The sequence below is a fragment of the Actinomycetospora sp. NBRC 106375 genome, from assembly GCF_030269665.1.
Lineage (GTDB): Bacteria > Actinomycetota > Actinomycetes > Mycobacteriales > Pseudonocardiaceae > Actinomycetospora.
The window spans coordinates 236,219-252,848 of record NZ_BSTS01000006.1; the positions used below are offsets into that span (position 1 = coordinate 236,219).

Annotated in this window: 20 protein-coding genes; 9 read left to right on the forward strand and 11 right to left on the reverse strand. The window is 75.8% G+C overall.

What is annotated here, in order from left to right; genetic code table 11:
- Positions 1-36: 36 nt before the first annotated feature.
- Complete coding sequence (locus QSK03_RS12575) at positions 37-768, forward strand: PP2C family protein-serine/threonine phosphatase (protein WP_285652283.1); 732 nt, start codon at positions 37-39, stop codon at positions 766-768.
- 3 nt (positions 769-771) lie between these two features.
- On the opposite strand, the gene QSK03_RS12580 is transcribed toward QSK03_RS12575, so the two are convergent.
- Both QSK03_RS12580 and QSK03_RS12585 read right to left on the reverse strand, forming a co-directional pair.
- A complete protein-coding gene (locus QSK03_RS12580) occupies positions 772-2,193 on the reverse strand; it encodes a sensor histidine kinase (protein ID WP_285652284.1) in 1,422 nt (473 codons plus the stop codon).
- Complete coding sequence (locus QSK03_RS12585) at positions 2,190-2,885, reverse strand: response regulator transcription factor (protein ID WP_285652286.1); 696 nt, start codon at positions 2,883-2,885, stop codon at positions 2,190-2,192. The genes QSK03_RS12580 and QSK03_RS12585 overlap by 4 nt, the downstream gene beginning before the upstream one ends.
- Before the next feature lie 146 nt (positions 2,886-3,031).
- Here QSK03_RS12585 and QSK03_RS12590 point away from each other — a divergent pair, with 146 nt between their 5' ends.
- The 3 genes from QSK03_RS12590 to QSK03_RS12600 all read left to right on the forward strand — a co-directional run bounded on the left by QSK03_RS12590 (position 3,032) and on the right by QSK03_RS12600 (position 5,622).
- Entirely contained in the window at positions 3,032-3,616 is a 585-nt protein-coding gene (locus QSK03_RS12590) for a hypothetical protein (RefSeq protein ID WP_285652288.1), read from the forward strand.
- A 278-nt stretch (positions 3,617-3,894) separates the two neighbouring features.
- Complete coding sequence (locus QSK03_RS12595; protein WP_285652291.1) at positions 3,895-4,827, forward strand: sulfite exporter TauE/SafE family protein; 933 nt, start codon at positions 3,895-3,897, stop codon at positions 4,825-4,827.
- A 72-nt stretch (positions 4,828-4,899) separates the two neighbouring features.
- A complete protein-coding gene (locus QSK03_RS12600) occupies positions 4,900-5,622 on the forward strand; it encodes an HAD family hydrolase (protein WP_285652292.1) in 723 nt (240 codons plus the stop codon).
- Here the strand turns inward: QSK03_RS12600 and QSK03_RS12605 are convergent.
- From QSK03_RS12605 to QSK03_RS12620, 4 genes are all read right to left on the reverse strand, one after another.
- Positions 5,612-5,908: a hypothetical protein gene (locus tag QSK03_RS12605; protein ID WP_285652293.1), complete on the reverse strand. Its 297-nt coding sequence runs from the start codon at positions 5,906-5,908 to the stop codon at positions 5,612-5,614. The genes QSK03_RS12600 and QSK03_RS12605 overlap by 11 nt on opposite strands.
- A 63-nt stretch (positions 5,909-5,971) precedes the next feature.
- Positions 5,972-7,486 carry an FGGY family carbohydrate kinase gene (locus QSK03_RS12610; RefSeq protein WP_285652294.1) on the reverse strand — a complete coding sequence of 505 codons (1,515 nt, stop codon included), beginning with the start codon at positions 7,484-7,486 and terminating at the stop codon, positions 5,972-5,974.
- Positions 7,483-8,523 (reverse strand): 2-hydroxyacid dehydrogenase, encoded by a 1,041-nt coding sequence (locus QSK03_RS12615; protein WP_285652296.1) that lies wholly within the window; start codon positions 8,521-8,523, stop codon positions 7,483-7,485. The genes QSK03_RS12610 and QSK03_RS12615 overlap by 4 nt, the downstream gene beginning before the upstream one ends.
- A gap of 19 nt (positions 8,524-8,542) precedes the next feature.
- The gene (locus QSK03_RS12620; RefSeq protein WP_285652297.1) at positions 8,543-9,187 is read right to left on the reverse strand and encodes a class II aldolase/adducin family protein; all 645 of its coding nucleotides are present in this window, start codon (positions 9,185-9,187) and stop codon (positions 8,543-8,545) included.
- Positions 9,188-9,309: 122 nt separating this feature from the next.
- On the opposite strand from QSK03_RS12620, the gene QSK03_RS12625 reads away from it, so the two are divergent.
- Both QSK03_RS12625 and QSK03_RS12630 read left to right on the forward strand, forming a co-directional pair.
- Complete coding sequence (locus QSK03_RS12625) at positions 9,310-10,101, forward strand: DeoR/GlpR family DNA-binding transcription regulator (protein WP_285652299.1); 792 nt, start codon at positions 9,310-9,312, stop codon at positions 10,099-10,101.
- Positions 10,102-10,175: 74 nt separating this feature from the next.
- The gene (locus QSK03_RS12630) at positions 10,176-11,516 is read left to right on the forward strand and encodes an MFS transporter (protein ID WP_285652300.1); all 1,341 of its coding nucleotides are present in this window, start codon (positions 10,176-10,178) and stop codon (positions 11,514-11,516) included.
- On the opposite strand, the gene QSK03_RS12635 is transcribed toward QSK03_RS12630, so the two are convergent.
- Positions 11,489-11,671, reverse strand: coding sequence for a MerR family DNA-binding transcriptional regulator (locus QSK03_RS12635; protein ID WP_285652301.1), 183 nt, complete (start codon positions 11,669-11,671; stop codon positions 11,489-11,491). The genes QSK03_RS12630 and QSK03_RS12635 overlap by 28 nt on opposite strands.
- 115 nt (positions 11,672-11,786) lie before the next feature.
- Here QSK03_RS12635 and QSK03_RS12640 point away from each other — a divergent pair, with 115 nt between their 5' ends.
- On the forward strand, positions 11,787-12,068 hold the full coding sequence (locus tag QSK03_RS12640; RefSeq protein WP_285652303.1) for a hypothetical protein: 282 nt from the start codon (positions 11,787-11,789) through the stop codon (positions 12,066-12,068).
- Here the strand turns inward: QSK03_RS12640 and QSK03_RS12645 are convergent.
- The 3 genes from QSK03_RS12645 to QSK03_RS12655 are packed head-to-tail and all read right to left on the reverse strand — an operon-like array spanning position 12,034 to position 14,454.
- Entirely contained in the window at positions 12,034-13,371 is a 1,338-nt protein-coding gene (locus QSK03_RS12645; protein WP_285652304.1) for a sensor histidine kinase, read from the reverse strand. The two genes, QSK03_RS12640 and QSK03_RS12645, sit on opposite strands and share 35 nt — an antisense overlap.
- The gene (locus QSK03_RS12650) at positions 13,368-14,078 is read right to left on the reverse strand and encodes a response regulator transcription factor (RefSeq protein ID WP_285652307.1); all 711 of its coding nucleotides are present in this window, start codon (positions 14,076-14,078) and stop codon (positions 13,368-13,370) included. Before QSK03_RS12650 ends, QSK03_RS12645 begins: the two co-directional genes overlap by 4 nt.
- Before the next feature lie 31 nt (positions 14,079-14,109).
- Positions 14,110-14,454, reverse strand: coding sequence for a hypothetical protein (locus tag QSK03_RS12655; protein ID WP_285652310.1), 345 nt, complete (start codon positions 14,452-14,454; stop codon positions 14,110-14,112).
- A gap of 179 nt (positions 14,455-14,633) precedes the next feature.
- On the opposite strand from QSK03_RS12655, the gene QSK03_RS12660 reads away from it, so the two are divergent.
- Together QSK03_RS12660 and QSK03_RS12665 are read left to right on the forward strand one after the other, a co-directional pair.
- Positions 14,634-15,431 carry a class I SAM-dependent methyltransferase gene (locus tag QSK03_RS12660; protein WP_285652313.1) on the forward strand — a complete coding sequence of 266 codons (798 nt, stop codon included), beginning with the start codon at positions 14,634-14,636 and terminating at the stop codon, positions 15,429-15,431.
- Positions 15,432-15,474: 43 nt separating this feature from the next.
- Positions 15,475-16,272, forward strand: a complete 798-nt coding sequence (locus tag QSK03_RS12665; protein ID WP_285652315.1) for an enoyl-CoA hydratase/isomerase family protein — start codon at positions 15,475-15,477, stop codon at positions 16,270-16,272.
- On the opposite strand, the gene QSK03_RS12670 is transcribed toward QSK03_RS12665, so the two are convergent.
- Positions 16,259-16,585, reverse strand: coding sequence for an EthD family reductase (locus QSK03_RS12670; RefSeq protein WP_285652318.1), 327 nt, complete (start codon positions 16,583-16,585; stop codon positions 16,259-16,261). The genes QSK03_RS12665 and QSK03_RS12670 overlap by 14 nt on opposite strands.
- Positions 16,586-16,630 lie beyond the last annotated feature (45 nt).

The following is a 16,630-nucleotide window of genomic DNA, read 5'->3' on the forward strand; positions in this document are numbered from 1 at the left end:
GACACGGCGTCGCCCCACGGACGAGGAGGCCCACCCGTGAGCGTCGCCGTCAGCATGCCGTTCGTCCCGTCGCCGCGGGAGGCTCCGGCGGACGCCGCGCCCGTGGGCCGCGCCTCGCTCCGCGGCCCGCGACGCCACCAGGCCGACGCGGCCGCCGAGTACCGCGGCGCCACGGGCCGGCTGGCGGTGGCGGTGGCCGACGGCGTCGGTGACTCGGAGGCCGCCGCCTTCGCCGCGCGGCTGGTCGCGGACCACACCGTGCGGGTCGCCGCCCTGGAGGGACGGCCCGACACGGCGGTGCTCGCCACGCACGACCTGCTGGAGAGCACGCAGGACCTCGTGCCCGGCGACGCCGCCGCGGTCGTGGCGCTCGCCCCCGGCGACGGCGACGCGCGCTGGCGTCTCGCCTGGGTCGGCGACTGCCGGGCGCTGTCGTGGGACGGCCGCACGCTCCGGACCCTCACCGCCGACCAGACCATCGCCGCCCGGTTGCGCGCGCGGGGCCTCACCGTCCACCCGCGGTTCGACCACGTGCTCGTCACCAGCGCCCGCACGGTGGGCCCGCAGGAAGTGGGCACCGCGGTGGTCTCCGGCCCCGGGGTCCTGCTGCTGGTCAGCGACGGCGTCCACCGCAGCGTGTCCGCCCCCTCGCTGGCCGCCGCGCTCGCCGCGGGCGGCTCGGCGCAGGCCCGTGTGGACCGGGTCGTCGCCCTCGCCACCGCGGCCGGGACCACGGACAACGCGACCGCCCTCGTGGTCGCGACCTGATCGTCAGGCGCGCGGGAGCGTCAGCCGCAGGCGGGCGCCCGCCGAGGCGTCGACGACCCGCAGGTCGCCGCCGTGGGCGCGGGCCAGTGCCCGGGCGACAGGCAGGCCCAGCCCGGCGCCACCGGCGTCGCGGGACCGGGCGTCGTCGAGACGCACCAGCCGGTCGAAGACGCGCTCGCGGTCCTCGGCGGGGATGCCGGGGCCCTCGTCGGCCACGTCGAGCCCCGCCGTGCGCTCGTCGGCCGAGATCTCGATCCGCACCGTGCCGTCCGCCGGCCCGTGCCGCCGGGCGTTCTCGAGCAGGTTGGCCAGGACCTGGGTGATCCGTCCCGGGTCGGCGTCGACCCGGACCGGCCCGCCGTCCACCGTGACCGTCATCCCGGGGGCGAGCAGGGCGATGCGCTCGGCCTCCGCCGCGGCGAGGTCGGTGAGGTCGACCTCGCGCCGCTCCAACGGGGCGCCGTCCTCGATGCGGGCGAGCTCCAGCATGTCGGCGACGAGCGTCCCGGCCCGGCGCGTCTCGCGCACCAGCGTCGTGGCGAGGCGCTCGCGGCGCTCGAGGTCGGCGTCGGGGTGGCGCACGAGCGACTCGGCGAGCGTCTGCACGCCGGCCACCGGCGTCCGGAGCTCGTGCGCGGCGTCGGAGAGGAAGCGCCGCGTCCGCGCCTCGGAGAGCTGCGCCTGGCGCGCGGCGTCCTCGGCACGGCCCTGCGCGGTCTCGAGCGCGTCGAGCATCGCGTCGAACGCGGCCGCGGTGCGCCCGAGCTCGGTGTCGGTGCGCTCGGGACGCAGACGCCGACCGCGCTCGCCGGCCGCGATGTCGCGCGCGAGCACCGTCATGTCGTCGAGGGGCCGCAGCGCGACCCGCACCCCGCCGAGGAGCGCGACGGCCACGACCGCCAGCCCGATCGCCCCGACACCGACCATGATCACCCGCAGCCGCGCAAGGACGGCGTCGTCCTCCCCCGGCTCGCCCGCCAGCACCAGCCGCGTGCCGTCGGGGACCGCGACGACGCGGACGAGGTCGCGGTCGAGCCGGTCGGGGACGCCGCGCCGGGGTCCCTGGCCCGGTCCCTGTCCCGGCCCCTGTCCCGAGGCGCCCGGGGGGCCCGGTGGTCCGTCCGTCGACCCCGCGATCCGTCGCCCCGTCGCGTCGACCAGCACGGCCCGGATGCCCTGGCCCTCGGCGGCGTCCACGAGCGCCGTCCCCGTCGAGCCACCCTCGACCAGGAGCTCGGCCCGGGCGGCGCGGTCGTCGAGGCGGCTCTGCTGGTCGCGGCGCAGCTGGGCGGACAGGGACAGGTCGACGGCCACCCCGATGACGACGAGGGCGACCGCGACGACCAGCAGCACGAGCGCGGTGACGCGCAGGCGCAGGGAGCGCGAGGCGCTCCAGCGCCGGGCGGCGTCGACGGCCGACGTCACGGCGCCTCCTCGGGAGCCGGGCGCAGCGCGTAGCCCAGCCCGCGGACGGTGTGCACGATCCGCGGCCCGTGCGCCTCGAGCTTGCGCCGCAGCGCCGAGACGTGGACCTCGACCAGGTTCGGGTCGTACGCGTCGTAGCCCCACACCTGCGTGAGGATCTGGTTCTTCGTGACCGTGCGCCCCCGCTGCTCGACGAGGTAGCGCAGCAGGCGCAGCTCGGTGGCGGTGAGGTCGAGGACCGCGCCCGCGCGCGTCGCGGTGCCCGCCTCGTCGTCGACGACGAGGTCGCCGACCGTCATCGCGGACGGCACCCGGCCGCGGCGGCGCAGCACCGCGCGCACCCGCGAGACGAGCTCGGCGAGCAGGAACGGCTTGACGACGTAGTCGTCGGCGCCGCCGTCCAGGCCGTGCAGCCGGTCGGCGAGCGCGTCGCGGGCGGTGAGCAGCACGAGGCCGGCGTCGCTGCGCCCGCGGACGACGCCGAGCAGCGCGAAGCCGTCGCGGCCCGGCAGCATGACGTCGAGGACGACGAGGTCGGGGCGGAACCCGTCGAGGAGGTCCTCCAGACCCTCGCCGTCCGCGCGCCCGACCGCGCGGAAGCCGGCGTCGTCGAGCGCGTCGACAACCGACTCGCGGATGGCCGCCTCGTCCTCGACGACGAGCACGCGCGCCGCCGTTCCCCAGCTCCCCACACCCGGATCCTGACCTGCCCTGCCTGAACGCGACCTGAAGACCCGCCCGGCGTGCCCGCGCTTCAGGTCCGGTTCAGCCGTGCTGCGCACTGTCGGCGTCGACGCACCCCGAGCGCGACAGCCGCGAGACACGGAGACGAGGACCCATGAGCGAGACGCCGCCCCCCGGCAGCACTCCCGGCAGCACCCCGGACGAGGAGCCGCCGACGCGACCGACCGACGCCGCGGGGACGACCGCGAGTCCGGAGGGTCCGCCCACCCGATGGCAGCGGACCCGCGCGCGCTCGCGACCGTCGACGTGGACCCGGCGGACCGCGGTCGTCGTCTCCGGTGTCGTCGGCCTCGTCGTCGGTCTGCTGCTCGCGGGCCTGCTGTTCGCGACGACGCCCGCGGGCCGGCTCGTCGCGCACGACGGCCGCGACCGCGCGCCGGGGATGGTCGCCGACGGCCGCGGTCCGCACGGCGGCCCCGGCGGACGGGGTGGGCCGGACGGCCCCGGCGCGCCCGGCGAGCGCGGGCCGCGCGGTGAGCGCGGACCGGCGGCGGGCGGTGGGGGCGGCGGCGGTGGTGGAGGCATCGTCGTGCAGGTGCAGCCTGGGGCCACGGTCCAGGTCGCCCCGGGAGCGACGGTGCAGACCGTCCCGGGCCAGCCCGCCCAGCCGACCCAGCCCGCGCAGCCGGCCCAGCCCGCGCAGCCGGTCCCGCCGGCCCGGCCGGGGCTGCCCGGCTGACCTCCCGGAGCAGGTCGTCGTGATCGCGGTCACAGCCGTGAGGACGATCGCTGTCGCGAGCCCCCGAGACGTGTGACGATCGGGAGGTGTCCGACACGGGAGTGGTCCTGGTGCGCCGCGCGCACGTCGACCTGCTCCGTGTCACGTCGGCCGGGTGTCTGCCGCCCCGCCGCTGACCGTTCGCCACACATCCGGTCGCGGGTCCGTTCCCGGCCGGGTCGTGCGCTGCTGCCCCGGAGCACGGGCGCGCGGGCTCGCCCCTGCCCCGAGGACCCTCCTTGCGCGCGTTCCTGCTCTTCGCCCTCGCCGGCCTGATCGCCCAGCTCGTCGACGGCTCGCTCGGCATGGCCTACGGCGTCACCTCGACGTCGGTCCTGCTCGCGGCGGGCACGGCGCCGGCCGTCGCGTCCGCGTCGGTGCACCTCGCGGAGGTCGGCACCACGCTGGTCTCCGGGGCCTCGCACTGGCGGTTCGGCAACGTCGACTGGCGGGTCGTCGGCATCCTCGCCGTGCCCGGCGCGATCGGCGCCGTCCTCGGCGCCTACGTGCTGGTCAACATGACCGAGGACGCCGAGCCCTACATGGCCGGCATCCTGCTGCTCCTCGGCCTCTACGTCCTGCTGCGCTTCAGCTCGCGGGCGGTCGCCCGCCGCGTCGTGTCCGGGCCGCGGCCCGGCGGGAAGTTCCTGGGCCCGCTCGGGCTGGTCGCCGGGTTCCTCGACGCGTCGGGCGGGGGCGGCTGGGGCCCGGTGGCCACCTCGAGCCTCCTGGCCTCCGGGCGGCTCGAGCCCCGCAAGGTCGTCGGCTCGGTCGACACCTCGGAGTTCGTCGTCGCCCTCGCCGCGAGCATCGGCTTCCTGTTCACGCTCTCGCAGGAGGGCATCGACTACCTCGTCGTCCTGGCCCTGATGATCGGCGGCATGATCGCCGCGCCGTTCGCGGCCTACCTCGTGCGGCTGCTGCCCGCCCGCGTGCTCGGCACGGCGGCCGGCGGCCTCATCGTCGTGACGAACACCCGGACGCTGCTCAAGGGCTTCGACGTGCCCTCGTCGATCCTCACGCCGGTGCTGATCGTGCTGGCCGTCGCCTGGGTCGCGGCGGTCGTCGTCGCGGTGCGCAGCGCCCGCCGCGAGCTCGCCGAGCGCGCCGAGCACGCGGACGGCACGACCCCCGAGGACGAGTCCGCGGACGCGCCGAGCGCCCAGGCCTGACCGCTATGTGAGCGATCTTCCCGGCTATAGCCGGGAAAATCGCTCACGTGCGGACTGCGCGATCATGGCGCGGTGCGCGCGCTGTTCGACCTCCCCGCGGCCTACCGGCTCACCGACGCCGAGCAGGCCGAGCCCGTGCCGCCGGTCGAGGCGGTGCTCTGCGACTTCAGCAACACGCTGTTCCGCATGATCGGGACCGACGAGTGGCTGCGCCGGGTGGCCGCGGACACGGGACGCGCGCTCGACGACCCCGGCGCGGTGCTCGCCGCGCTGGACGACACCGCCGCGGAACCGGAGGTCGCCGCGGCGCAGGAGGGCCGCGACCTCGACGCCGACGCCCACCGGCGGGCGATGCTCACGTGGTTCGCGCGCGTGCCCTTCCTCGCCGGCATCGAGGACGCCGCACACGCCCGCGTCGTCGCCGAGGACTCGTGGGTGCCCTACGCCGACACCGGGCCGTTCCTGCGCGCACTCGCGGAGCACGGCGTCCCGGTCGGGGTGGTCAGCGACATCGGCTGGGACATCCGCGGGCACGCCCGCGCCGCCGGGCTCGCCGACCTGGTCGGCACCTGGGTGCTCTCCTGCGAGGAGGGCGCGGAGAAGCCCGACCCGGCGCTGTTCGCCACCGCCTGCGCGCGCCTCGGCGTCGCGCCGCGACGGACGCTGATGGTGGGCGACAACCCCCGGCGCGACGGGGGCGCCGCGGCCGCGGGGCTGCGCGCGTTCGTGCTCCCCAGCGAGCAGCGCGACGGCGACCGCGGGCTGGCCGCCGTGCTCCCGCTCATCAGGAGCTGAGCCGGGTCACCCCGGGCGCCACCAGCTCGCGGGCCGGCGCGGGCCCGGCGCGGCGCACCCATCCCCCGACCACCTGGGCCACCGACCAGCCCTCGCCGGCGACCAGCCCGGCGATCTCCCGGTCGGCCGCGCCGAGCGCGACGCCGGCGTCGTCGAGCACGTCGACGAGCCAGCGCTCGCTGCGACGCACCACCTCGTCGCCCGCGGCGTCGTGGGCGAGCCGGCGCCCCAGGTGGAACGGCTCGGTGTCGAACGGCCCCGACGGGACCTCGTCGCGGTCGGCCATGGCGCCTCCCCCTCGTGATCTCCTCCGGGACGCTACGCCGGTGGACCGACACCGAGGTCCGGCTCAGGCGGGCGAGTGCCCGCGACGGAAGCCCTGGGCCTGGCGCGCCCAGAACCCGCGGGCGGTGTCGACGTGGGCGCGGTAGCGCAGGTAGCCGTCGGCGTAGCAGGTGTGCGCGTCCGCGGAGGGCTCGACGGTCCGCGACGGCGCGGCCCACGCGGCCGGGTCGACGTCGTCACCGAGCGCCCGGGCCGCGGTCATCGCCGCGCCCCGGGTCCCCAGGCCCGGGTCGTCGGGCACCACGAGCGGCCGTTCGAGGACGTCGGCGAAGATCTGCGCCCACGGCCCGGACTGCGAACCGCCGCCGCAGGCCACCAGCGTCCCCGCCCGGTCGACCGAGGACGCCGCGCGCTCGAAGCAGTGCTTGGCGGTGTAGGCGATGCCCTCGCACACGGCGCGGACCACGTCACCGCGGTGCGTGGAGAGGGTGACGCCCTCGATCTGGCCCCGGGCCCGTGTGTCGACGAACGGCGCGCGCTCTCCCGAGGACGCCAGGAACGGCAGCGCCGAGACGCCCCCCGCGCCCGGGCGGGTGCCCTCGAGCAGCGCGGGCAGGGCCTCGATGCCGACGCCGAGGAAGTCGAGCAGCCAGTCGAGGCCGGCCGTGCCCACCATCGCCGGCATGGCGCGCAGCCACATCCCCTCGTCCGGGGTGCACAGCCACATCCCCGCCGGCTCGGGACCGTCGGCGTCGTCGGGGTCGTCGGGAGCGACCCGGTCGGTGAAGACCTCGCAGGCCAGCGTCGTCCCGATGATCACCAGACCGTCGCCGGGCGTGGAGAGCCCGGCCCCGACCGCGCAGGCGGGCAGGTCGAACGGCCCGCCGGTGACAGGGGTGCCCTCGGGCAGCCCGACGATCTCGGCGCCGCGCCGGTCGAGGGCGAAGAGGGCGCCGGGCGGGGCCGGGTCGGCGAGGAGGCCGCGGTACGCCGTGTCGCCGCAGGCCGCGATGGCGGCGTCGTCGTAGCGCCGTGAGACGACGTCGAGGAAGGGCAGGGAGGCGTCGGACGCGTCGACCGTGATCTCGCCGCAGAGCCGCTGCACCAGGGCGTCGACGCAGTAGCCGGCGACGGCGGCGCGCTCGAGCGACTCCGGCTCGTCGCGGCCGAGCGCGACCAGCAGCGGGGCGTGGCAGCCCGGGAACAGGCCCGCCCCGGTGCGCCGGTAGACCTCGGCGAGCGTCCCGTCGTCCTGCCAGCCGCGGACGACGTCGCCCGCGCGGTCGTCGAGCCACGAGATCGGCGGGCGCACCGCGGCGCCGTCGGCGTCGCGCAGCCACATCCCGTCGCCCTGGCCGGTGAGCGCGAGCGCCCGCACCTCCCGGTCCCCCGCCCCGGCGACCACCCGGCGCACGACGTCGGCGACGGAGGCCACGATCTCCTCGAGGTCCTGCTCGACCCGACCGTCCGGGTACTGCTCCAGGCGCGAGGCGCGCTCGGCGGAGGCGAGCTTGTTCCCCTGCTCGTCGTACGCGTCGGCCTTGGTCATCGACGTGCCGACGTCCACCCCGACGATCACGGCGACCCCCTCAGGACCTCCGGGTTGAGGCAGTGCTGGAGCGGCCGCCCCGCGGTGAAGCGCGCCACCTCGGCCGCCATCCGACGGGCGGCACGGTGCGCGACGTTCGTCGAGGCCCCGGCCAGGTGCGAGACGGTGAGGACCTGCGGCAGGCTCAGCAGCGGGTGGTCCGGGGCGGGCGGCTCGGTGACGTAGACGTCGAGCGCGGCCCCGGACAGGTGCCCGGAGCGCAGCGCGTCGGCCAGCGCGTCCTCGACGAGCAGCTCGCCGCGCGCCGTGTTGACCAGGTAGGCGCCCGGCCGCATCCGCCCGAGGATCTCGGCGTCGATCATCCCGCGGGTCTCGGCGGAGAGCCGCGCGTGCAGGCTGACGACGTCGCTGCGCCGCACGAGCTCGTCCAGCCCGACCAGCTCGACGCCGCGCTCGCTCGCCACGTCCGGGTCGACGTAGGGGTCGGCGGCGAGCAGGTGGACGCCGAACGCGCGCAGCAGGTCGGCGACCCGCGTGCCGACCTGCCCGAGCCCGACGAGACCGACCGTGCTGCCGGCGAGCTCCGGGCCGGCCGCGTCGTACCGGTAGAGGTCGCCGGTCCAGTCGCCGCCGCGCATCCGCGCGTGGCTGACCGCGATGTTGCGGCGGCCGGCGATGAGGACCCCGACGGTGAACTCGGCGACGGCCAGCGCGTTGCGGCCCGGCAGGTTCACGACGGCCACGTCGCGCTTCGTCGCGGCCTCGAGGTCGATGTTGGTCGGACCGCCGCGCGGCGTCGCGACCAGCCGCAGACGGTCCGCGCCCTCCAGGGTCCGGTGGGTCACGGGGGCGAGGTGCGTGACGAGCACGTCGGCGCCGTGGAGCGCCTCGGCGATCTCGTCCTCGTCACCGGAGGCCTCGGCGATCTCGTCGGTGGCGTACCAGGGCTCGGTCGGCCAGCGGGTCGCGTGGGTGGTGAAGGTCGTGTCGTCGGGGAGCTCCGGGCGGAGCGCCTCGACGAACAGGTCGGGGGTGATGAACTCGTCTCCCGCGCACAGCACATGCATGGCGTCCTCCTCCGGGCCGTCAGGGCGAGGTGACCGTCTGGCCGTAGCTGTCCAGCTTCGCCGCGACGCGCGCGATCTCCTCGTCGCCCAGCAGGTGGGGCTCGCCGAGCAGGCTGGCCTGGTGGTACATCCGGCAGACCCACTCCAGGTAGACGCTGCGCGTGTAGGCCTTCGCGAGGCTCTCGCCGTAGGTCGTCGCGCCGTGGTTCTGCAGCAGCGCGCCGAAGCGTCCCTCCATCGCCGTGACGCTGTTCTCGGCGAGCTCGGTGCTGCCGTAGGTGGCGTACGGCGCCACCCGCACCCGGCCGCCCAGCAGGGCGATCATGTAGTGCACCGGCGGGAGCTCGTCGACCAGCACGGACACGGTGCTCGCGTAGAGCGGGTGGGTGTGGACGACGGCGGCCGCGTCGGTGCGCTGGTAGACCGCCGTGTGCATCGGGACCTCCGACGAGGGCTCCAGCGAGCCCTCCACGTGGTCCCCGTCCACGCTGATCACACAGATCGACTCCGGCGTCAGGTCCTCGTAGGCCGCGCCGCTCGGTGTGATCGCGACGTGGTCGCCGCGCCGGACGCTGAGGTTGCCCGACGTCCCCACGGTCAGCTCGTCGGCCTGCATCCGGTGGCAGTACTCCACCAGCTCGGCGCGCTCCTTCTCCAGCAGCACGGGCCCCTCCACTCTCTTGGGCGGTAGTCCGATGTGAAGTTAACATCGGAAATGTGATCACGGAAGGGTCGCGCGACCGGTCCGGCGCTCCCGACACGGCCGCCGTCGGCGATGCTGGGCCGGTGAGCGCCCGACCGCCGGCCCGGGCGGTGCACGCCCGCACCGCCCGTCAGCAGCGCATCGTCGACCACGTCCTCGCGGCCGGGTCGGCCAGCGCGGCGGAGCTGGTGGAGCTGACCGGGGTCAGCCTCATGACGGTCCACCGGGACGTGGACGAGCTGGTGCGGCGCGGCCTGGTGCGCAAGTACCGCGGCGGGGTCTCGGCGCAGCCGACCTCGGTGTTCGAGTCGCACTCCGAGTACCGGCGGACGTTGCGCCGTGCCGAGAAGGAGGCGGTCGCCCGCGCCGCGCTGCCGATGGTCGAGCCGGGGTCGTCGATCATGATCGACGACTCGACGACGGCGTTGGCGCTGGTGGAGCACCTGCACGAGGTCGGCCCGCTGACGGTCGTGACGAACTACCTGCCGGCCCTGGAGCTGCTCAAGGAGATCCCCGAGGTCCGTCTGATCGCCCTCGGCGGCGACTACTCGCGGGCCCACGACTCCTTCGGCGGCATCGCCTGCACCGAGGCCATCGGCGCGATGTCGGTCGACACCGCCTTCGTGTCGACCTCGGCGATGACGGAGGCGATGACCTACCACCAGGAGCAGGACGTGGTGCTGGTCAAGCGGGCCATGCTCGACGCCGCGGCCCGCGCGGTGCTGCTCATGGACTCCGGCAAGGCCCCCCGCCGCGCCCTGCACCAGGTGCGTCCGCTGGCCGGCTTCGACGCCCTCGTGATCGACGACGGCGTCGGGGCGGATCTCCTGCTCGAGCTCCGCGAGCACGTCACGGTGACGGTCGCGCCCCGCTGATTCCCGTCATGGGGTTGTTATCTTAACATCACGGTTGGTAAGTGTGGGTCACCGCACACCCCGTGGAGGGCGACATGAGCGAGAGCACCGCCGGTCCGGCCGGGTCGGCCCACCGGATCGACCGCTGGGGCATCCCGTACCCGCTGCGCTGGGGGTTCGTCGGCGTCCTGATCTTCATGATCGGCGACGGCGTGGAGACGAGCTTCCTGTCCGCGTTCCTCGCCGAACCGGACGGCGGCGGGCTGTCGGGCAGCCAGGCGTCGTTCGCGACGGTCACGCTCTACGGCGTCGCCGCGCTGATCGCGTCCTGGTTCTCCGGCACGCTCTCGGCGATCTGGGGGCCGCGCCGCGTCATGTGGCTCGGGGCCGCGATCTGGATCGTGCTCGAGCTGCTCTTCCTGTTCGTCGCGGTGCCGTCCGGGATCGCCCCGCTGATCATCGTCACCTACGCCGTGCGCGGGCTGGCGTACCCGCTGTTCGCCTTCGCGTTCCTCGTCTGGGTCCAGGTCGTCGCGCCGCCGCACCAGCGCGGCTCGGCCGCAGGGTGGTTCTGGTTCGCCTTCACCGGTGGCCTGCCGACCCTCGGTGCGGCGCTGGCCGCGATCTGCGTCGGCCCGCTCGGCATCAGCGAGTACGGGACGCTCGTGATCTCGCTGGTGCTGGTCGCGATCGGCGCCGCGATCGGCTCGTTCGCCGTCACCGAGCCGCACGGGCTGCGGCCGATCGCCGACGCGACGGTCACCCGCCCCCGCAGCGCCCGCCGGCTGCTCGAGGGCGTCGACATCCTCTGGCGTGACCGCCGCACGATCGCCGGGTTCTTCGTCCGGCTGGTCAACACCGCCCCGCAGTACGGCTTCTTCGCGATGTTCCCGTTCGTGTTCGGGCCCGAGACGCCCGGCGGCGGCTTCCTGACCACGGCGCAGGTGGCCGTGCTGTCCACCGTCGCCTACGCCGCGAACATCGGCGCGAACCTGTTCTTCGGGGTCTTCGGCGACCACTTCGGCTGGCGGCGCACCGTCACCGTCTTCGGCTGCCTGGGCTGCGCCGTCGCCACACCGCTCTGGTACTTCGGGGCGATCGCGTCGCAGAGCTTCCTGCTCACGGCGATCCTCGGCGCCGTCTACGGCGTCGTGCTGGCCGGTTTCGTGCCGCTGTCCGCGCTGATGCCGTCGATGGTCGCGCCCAAGGACAAGGGCGCGGCGCTGGCCGTCCTCAACACCGGCGCCGGCGGCGCCGCGCTGCTCGGGCCGCTCACGGTCACCGCGCTCTACCCGCTCACCGGCGGCGGCGGTGTCGCGGTCGCGTACTGCCTGATGTACCTCGTGGTGGCCGGGCTGTCGCTCGTCATCCGCTCGGACATCGACCCGGGCAACGCCCGCCGGGAGGCTCAGGCGTCCTCGGCGATGCCGATCTGACGGCGCAGCTTGGCCACGTTCCAGCGGTACTGCCCGGAGGGCAGCGTGATCTCCGGCGTCACGAGACCTCCCTTGACGTAGCGCTGGAGCGTGCGCGAGCTGACGCCCAGCGCCTTGGCGGCCTCGGGCGTCGAGACCAGATCGGACGGCGGCATGCCGACCACCCTATGTCGCCGCTGTCGCCCGAACGACGATCCCGACGTCCGTGGCGCCAGGTTCTCCGATGACGTGACTGTCGTTCCTGTCGCCGACGTCGCTACACTCGACGCCATGAGCGACATCGGCGACATCTCCGGACGACGACCCGGCGGCCCGCGCCGCTACCGCCTCGACGCCCGGCGGTTCCGTGGGCCCCTGCACGCCCCCGCCCGCAACGACCACGAGCAGCACGAGTCCGACGACCTCGCGCCGCTGGTCGAGCTCGCGCGCGCCCTCGTCGCCGAGGGGTTCACGGCGTGGATCTACGAGCGTGTCCGTCGGTCGACGTCGTGGCCGGAGGCGTGGGACCTGCGGCTGGTCACCCAGCTCGATCCGGACCGAGGGCCAGGCTGACGCGCAGTCCCCCGCCCGACGCGTCCTCCAGGTGCACCCGGCCCCCGTGCCGCGCAGCCTGCTGGGCCACCAGCGCGAGCCCGAGCCCCGAGCCCGGCGCGCCCGCGGTACTGCCGCGCACGAAGCGCCCCAGCACCGCCTCCCGCTCGGCGGCGGGCAGCCCCGTCCCGTCGTCGTCGACGGTCAGCACCACGCCGCCGTCGGGCCCGGCGTGCGCACCCAGCCGGACCGTGGTCGCCCGGCCGTGGCGCACCGCGTTGACCACGGCGTTCGCCAGCGCCATCCGCAGGCCCTCGGACGAGCCCCGCACCGACTCCGCCACCTCCCCGGCCGGCGCGTCCACGGCGACCTCGAGCGTCGGATGGGCCCGCCGGGCGTCCTCGGCGGCCAGCCGCAGCAGGTCGGCGACGCCGACGTCCCCGGCGTCGGCGGTGTCCGGGAGGTCCCCGGCGGCCAGGTGCCCGAGGGCCGTGAGCGTCGCCTCCACCCGTCCCTGGGCGCGCAGCACGTCCGCGAGCACCGCGTCGCGCTCGGGCAGGTCCGGGTGGGCGGCCAGGACCTCGAGGTCGGTGCGCATCGCGGTCAACGGTGTCCGCAGCTCGTGGCGCGCGGCGGCCGCGAAGTCGCGGGCGGCGTGCAGCGACGCCGTGCTGCGCTCCTGCTCGGCGTGCAGGCGGGCGAGCATGCCGGTGAGGGCGTCGGCGAGCTCCTCGGACTCCCGCGAGCCGTCAGCGCGCACGACCGGCGGGTCGTCCACCGGGTCGCGGTCGAGGGTGGCGGCCTGCTCGGTGAGGCGGCGCATCGGACGCACCGCGCGGCCGGCGAACACCCAGCCCAGCCCCGCGGCCAGCAGCACCGCGACGATCCCCAGCCCCGTCACCAGACGCTGCCGCTCGGCGACCCGCGCGCGGGTGTCGTCCTCGGTCGCCCCGACCGTGACCAGCACGCCGGGCGCCGGACCCGGCGCCGTGCGGATCCGGTACGCGACGCCACCGACGTCCACCGAGGTCGGGACACCGACCGGCGAGAGCGGCAGCTCGGGCCCGCTGACCCGCCGGACCGTGCCGTCGGGCGCCCGCAGCGTCACCGCGAGGTCGGCGCGCGTGGAGGCGAACGAGCCGAGCACCGCCGGCGAGCCGGGCACCAGGCTGCGGTCGAGCCGTTCGGTCTGCTCGCGGGTCAGCAGCACCGACGCGAGGATCCCGACGAGGGCGACGACGACGACCGTCGCGAGCCCCGACGCGAGGGCGACGCGCAGTCGCAGGGACAGCGACCAGCGGGGTCGTCGACCCGGCCCGCTCACCCGCCCTCCCGCAGCACGAACCCGACCCCGCGCACCGTGTGCACCAGCCGCGGCGTGCCGCCCGCCTCCAGCTTGCGGCGCAGGTAGCCGGCGAAGACGTCGACGACGTTGGTGTCGGTCGCGAAGTCGTAGCCCCAGACCAGCTCGAGCAGGCGCTCGCGGGTGAGCACGACCTCGGCGTTGCGGGCGAGCACCACGAGCAGCTCGTACTCGCGCTTGGTGAGGTCGACGGAGCGCTCGCCGACCGTGGTGAGGCGCCGCGCGAGGTCGATGCGCAGCGGCCCGACCGTGATCACCTCGCCGAGCGCGGGCTCCGCGGCCGGCGCCGGTCGCGCGCCACGGCGCAGCAGCGCCCGCAGGCGGGCCACCAGCTCGGGCAACGCGAACGGCTTGACCATGTAGTCGTCCGCGCCGGCCTCGAGCCCGACGACACGGTCGTCGACCGTGTCGCGCGCGGACAGCACGCACACCGGCACGTCGTGGTCCATCGCCCGCAGCGCGGTCACGACCGCCACCCCGTCCATGCCGGGCAGCCCGAGGTCGAGGACGACCGCGTCGGGCACCCGCTCGTGCACCGCGCGCAGCGCGCCGGGCCCGTCCTCGGCGGAGCGGACCGCGAACCCGGAGAGCCGCAGGCCGCGCTCGAGCGACCCGCGCACGTCGGCGTCGTCGTCGACGACCAGCAGCTCCGCGGACGGCTCGTTCATGGTCGCGGATCGTGCCAGGGCGCCGGAGGGCTCAGCGGTCGGAGCAGGGGCGGCCGGCGCTCTCGACCCGCCGGCTGACCTCGGCGAGACGCGACGCGAGGGCCGGGTCCGGCGCGGCGGCGGCCTCGCCGGGCGGCTGCTGGCGCAGGCGCTCGATCTCGGCCCGCACCTCGGGGGTCAGCGCCATCGTCGAGCCGCCCCCGCCGCCGGGGCGCAGCCGGGTCGTGCACGGCGTCTGGCTCCCGCCGGCCGGCGCCGAGGCGGCGGGGGCGGCGGCGGGCTGGGGGGACGCCTCGGGCGCGCCCGCGCAGCCACCGAGGACGAGCAGCCCGGCCAGGACCGATCCGGCGAGAACCGGCACACGGCGGAAGTCCATCGACACGATCTCCTCTCCGAGGATCCGGGCGGCCGATCGGGGGCGACCGCCTCGCTGCGCCCAGACTGGCGACTCGCCGTGACGCAGCTCTGTGGCGTCTCTGAGGGAACCGTGAGGTCCGGGGAGTTGTCAGCGAAGTGCCGTCACAGACACTGAGCGTCCGTATTCTTCCGTCGATCATGGACGACGAGGACCGCTACGCCGACGCCGCGCGGGGCTGGGCGACGGGCGCCGCGCGGGTGTACGGGCCGCTGGCGACGCAGCTCGTGGCCGCCGCGCCGCACGCGCTGGCCGACCGCTGGGTGCTCGACGTCGGGGCCGGCACGGGCCTCGCCTCGTCGGCGTTGCGCGCCGCCGGCGCCCGCCCGGTGGCCGTGGACCGCTCGCCCGCGATGCTCGCCTGGGACGCCGCGGCGCGGCCGCCGGGTGTCGCCGGCGCGCTGGAGGCCCTGCCGCTGCGGGACGGAGCGGTCGACGACGCCGTCGCCGCCTTCGTGCTCAACCACGTCGACGACCCGACCGCCGCGCTCGCCGAGCTCGCCCGCGTCGTCCGCCCCGGCGGGGCCGTGCTCGCGACCGTCGCCGCCGCGACGAGCGGGCACCGAGCCGTCCGCGACCGGATCGACGTCGTCGTCGCCGACGCGGGCTTCTCGCCGCCGGGCTGGTACGCGCACCTGACGACGGTCCAGTCCCCGCAGCTCGGCGAGGTGTCCGCGATGACCGCGGCCGCCCGCGCGGCCGGGCTCGACGTCCTCGACGTCACCGAGCACGCCGCCGACGTCGGCGTCGAGCGCGCCGAGGACCTCGTCGACTACCGGCTCGGCCAGGCCCACGTCGCATCCTGGCTGGCGGGACTGGGCGCGGACGAGCAGGCCGCGCTGCGCCGGGCGGCCGTCGACGCCGTGACCCCGGTGATGGAGCCCTATCGGCCACCGGTGGTCACCCTGGTCGCGCGGACCCCGGGGAAGGCAGCATGATCCCCGCGCCCGGACCGGCCGGCGCAGGAGAGGAGTGCGTTCGATGACGAGCGACGCCGTCGTGGTGACCCGTGACGACCAGGCGGCCGTGGCGGTCGTGCGGATGAACCGCCCGGATCGCCGCAACGCGCTGACCACCGAGCTGAAGGTCGCGCTGCGCGACGCGCTCGAGGACGTCGCCCGCGACGAGAGCGTCCGCGCCGTCGTCCTCGCCGCCGCCGGCTCGGCCTTCTGCGTCGGGCAGGACCTCGGCGAGCACGCCGAGACGCTGCGCTCCGGCGACCCGGACGCCATGCGGACCGTGCCCGAGCACTACAACCGCATCACCTCGGCGCTCGCGACGATGCCCAAGCCCGCGATCGCGGCGGTCGGCGGCACGTGCGTCGGCGCCGGCCTCGGCTTCGCGCTCGCCTGCGATCTCCGCCTGGCCGCCGCCGGCGTCCGGTTCGCGACAGCCTTCGCGGGCATCGGGTTCGGCGGCGACTCGGGCCTCTCCGCGACCCTCGCCCACGCCGTCGGCGCGTCCCGGGCCACCGACCTGCTCATGCTCGGCGACACCTTCACCGCCGAGCAGGCGCGCGACTGGGGTGTCGTCCGTGAGGTCGTGGGCGGCGAGGAGCTCGACGACAAAGCGCTTGCCCTGGCCCGCCGCCTCGCGTCGGGGCCGACCGCGGCCTACGCCGAGATCAAGACCGCGATCGCGCTGGGCACGGTGTCGTCGCTACCGAGCGTGCTCGAGCACGAGGGCGCCGCACAGTCCCGCCTGGCGAAGACCCAGGACCACCGCAACGCCGTCGAGGCCTTCCTCGCGAAGGAGAAGCCGACCTTCATCGGGAAGTGAGCGGCCCGTCACCGACGATCACGTGCTCCTCGGCGACGAACACCACGGCACGGGCGACGTCGTCGGCGAGCGCGTCCCGGGCCGCGCGCCCCTCGGGCGTGCTGAAGACGTTGCGCGCCGCCTCCTCGGAGGAGAACCAGATCTCGGCGACGCCGTCGAACTCCTCGTCCTCGGAGACGGCGATGTTGATGTGGTACCGCGTGAGCCCCGGCCACTTCTTCACGCGCGGCACGTGCACGTCGAACCACCAGGTTTTGAACTCGTCGAACGACATCCCCTCGCGGCGCTTGATGGCGCCCACGACCTTGAACATGCGTGACCTCCGTGTCCGGCGACGTCGTGGGGTACCCCGGCACGG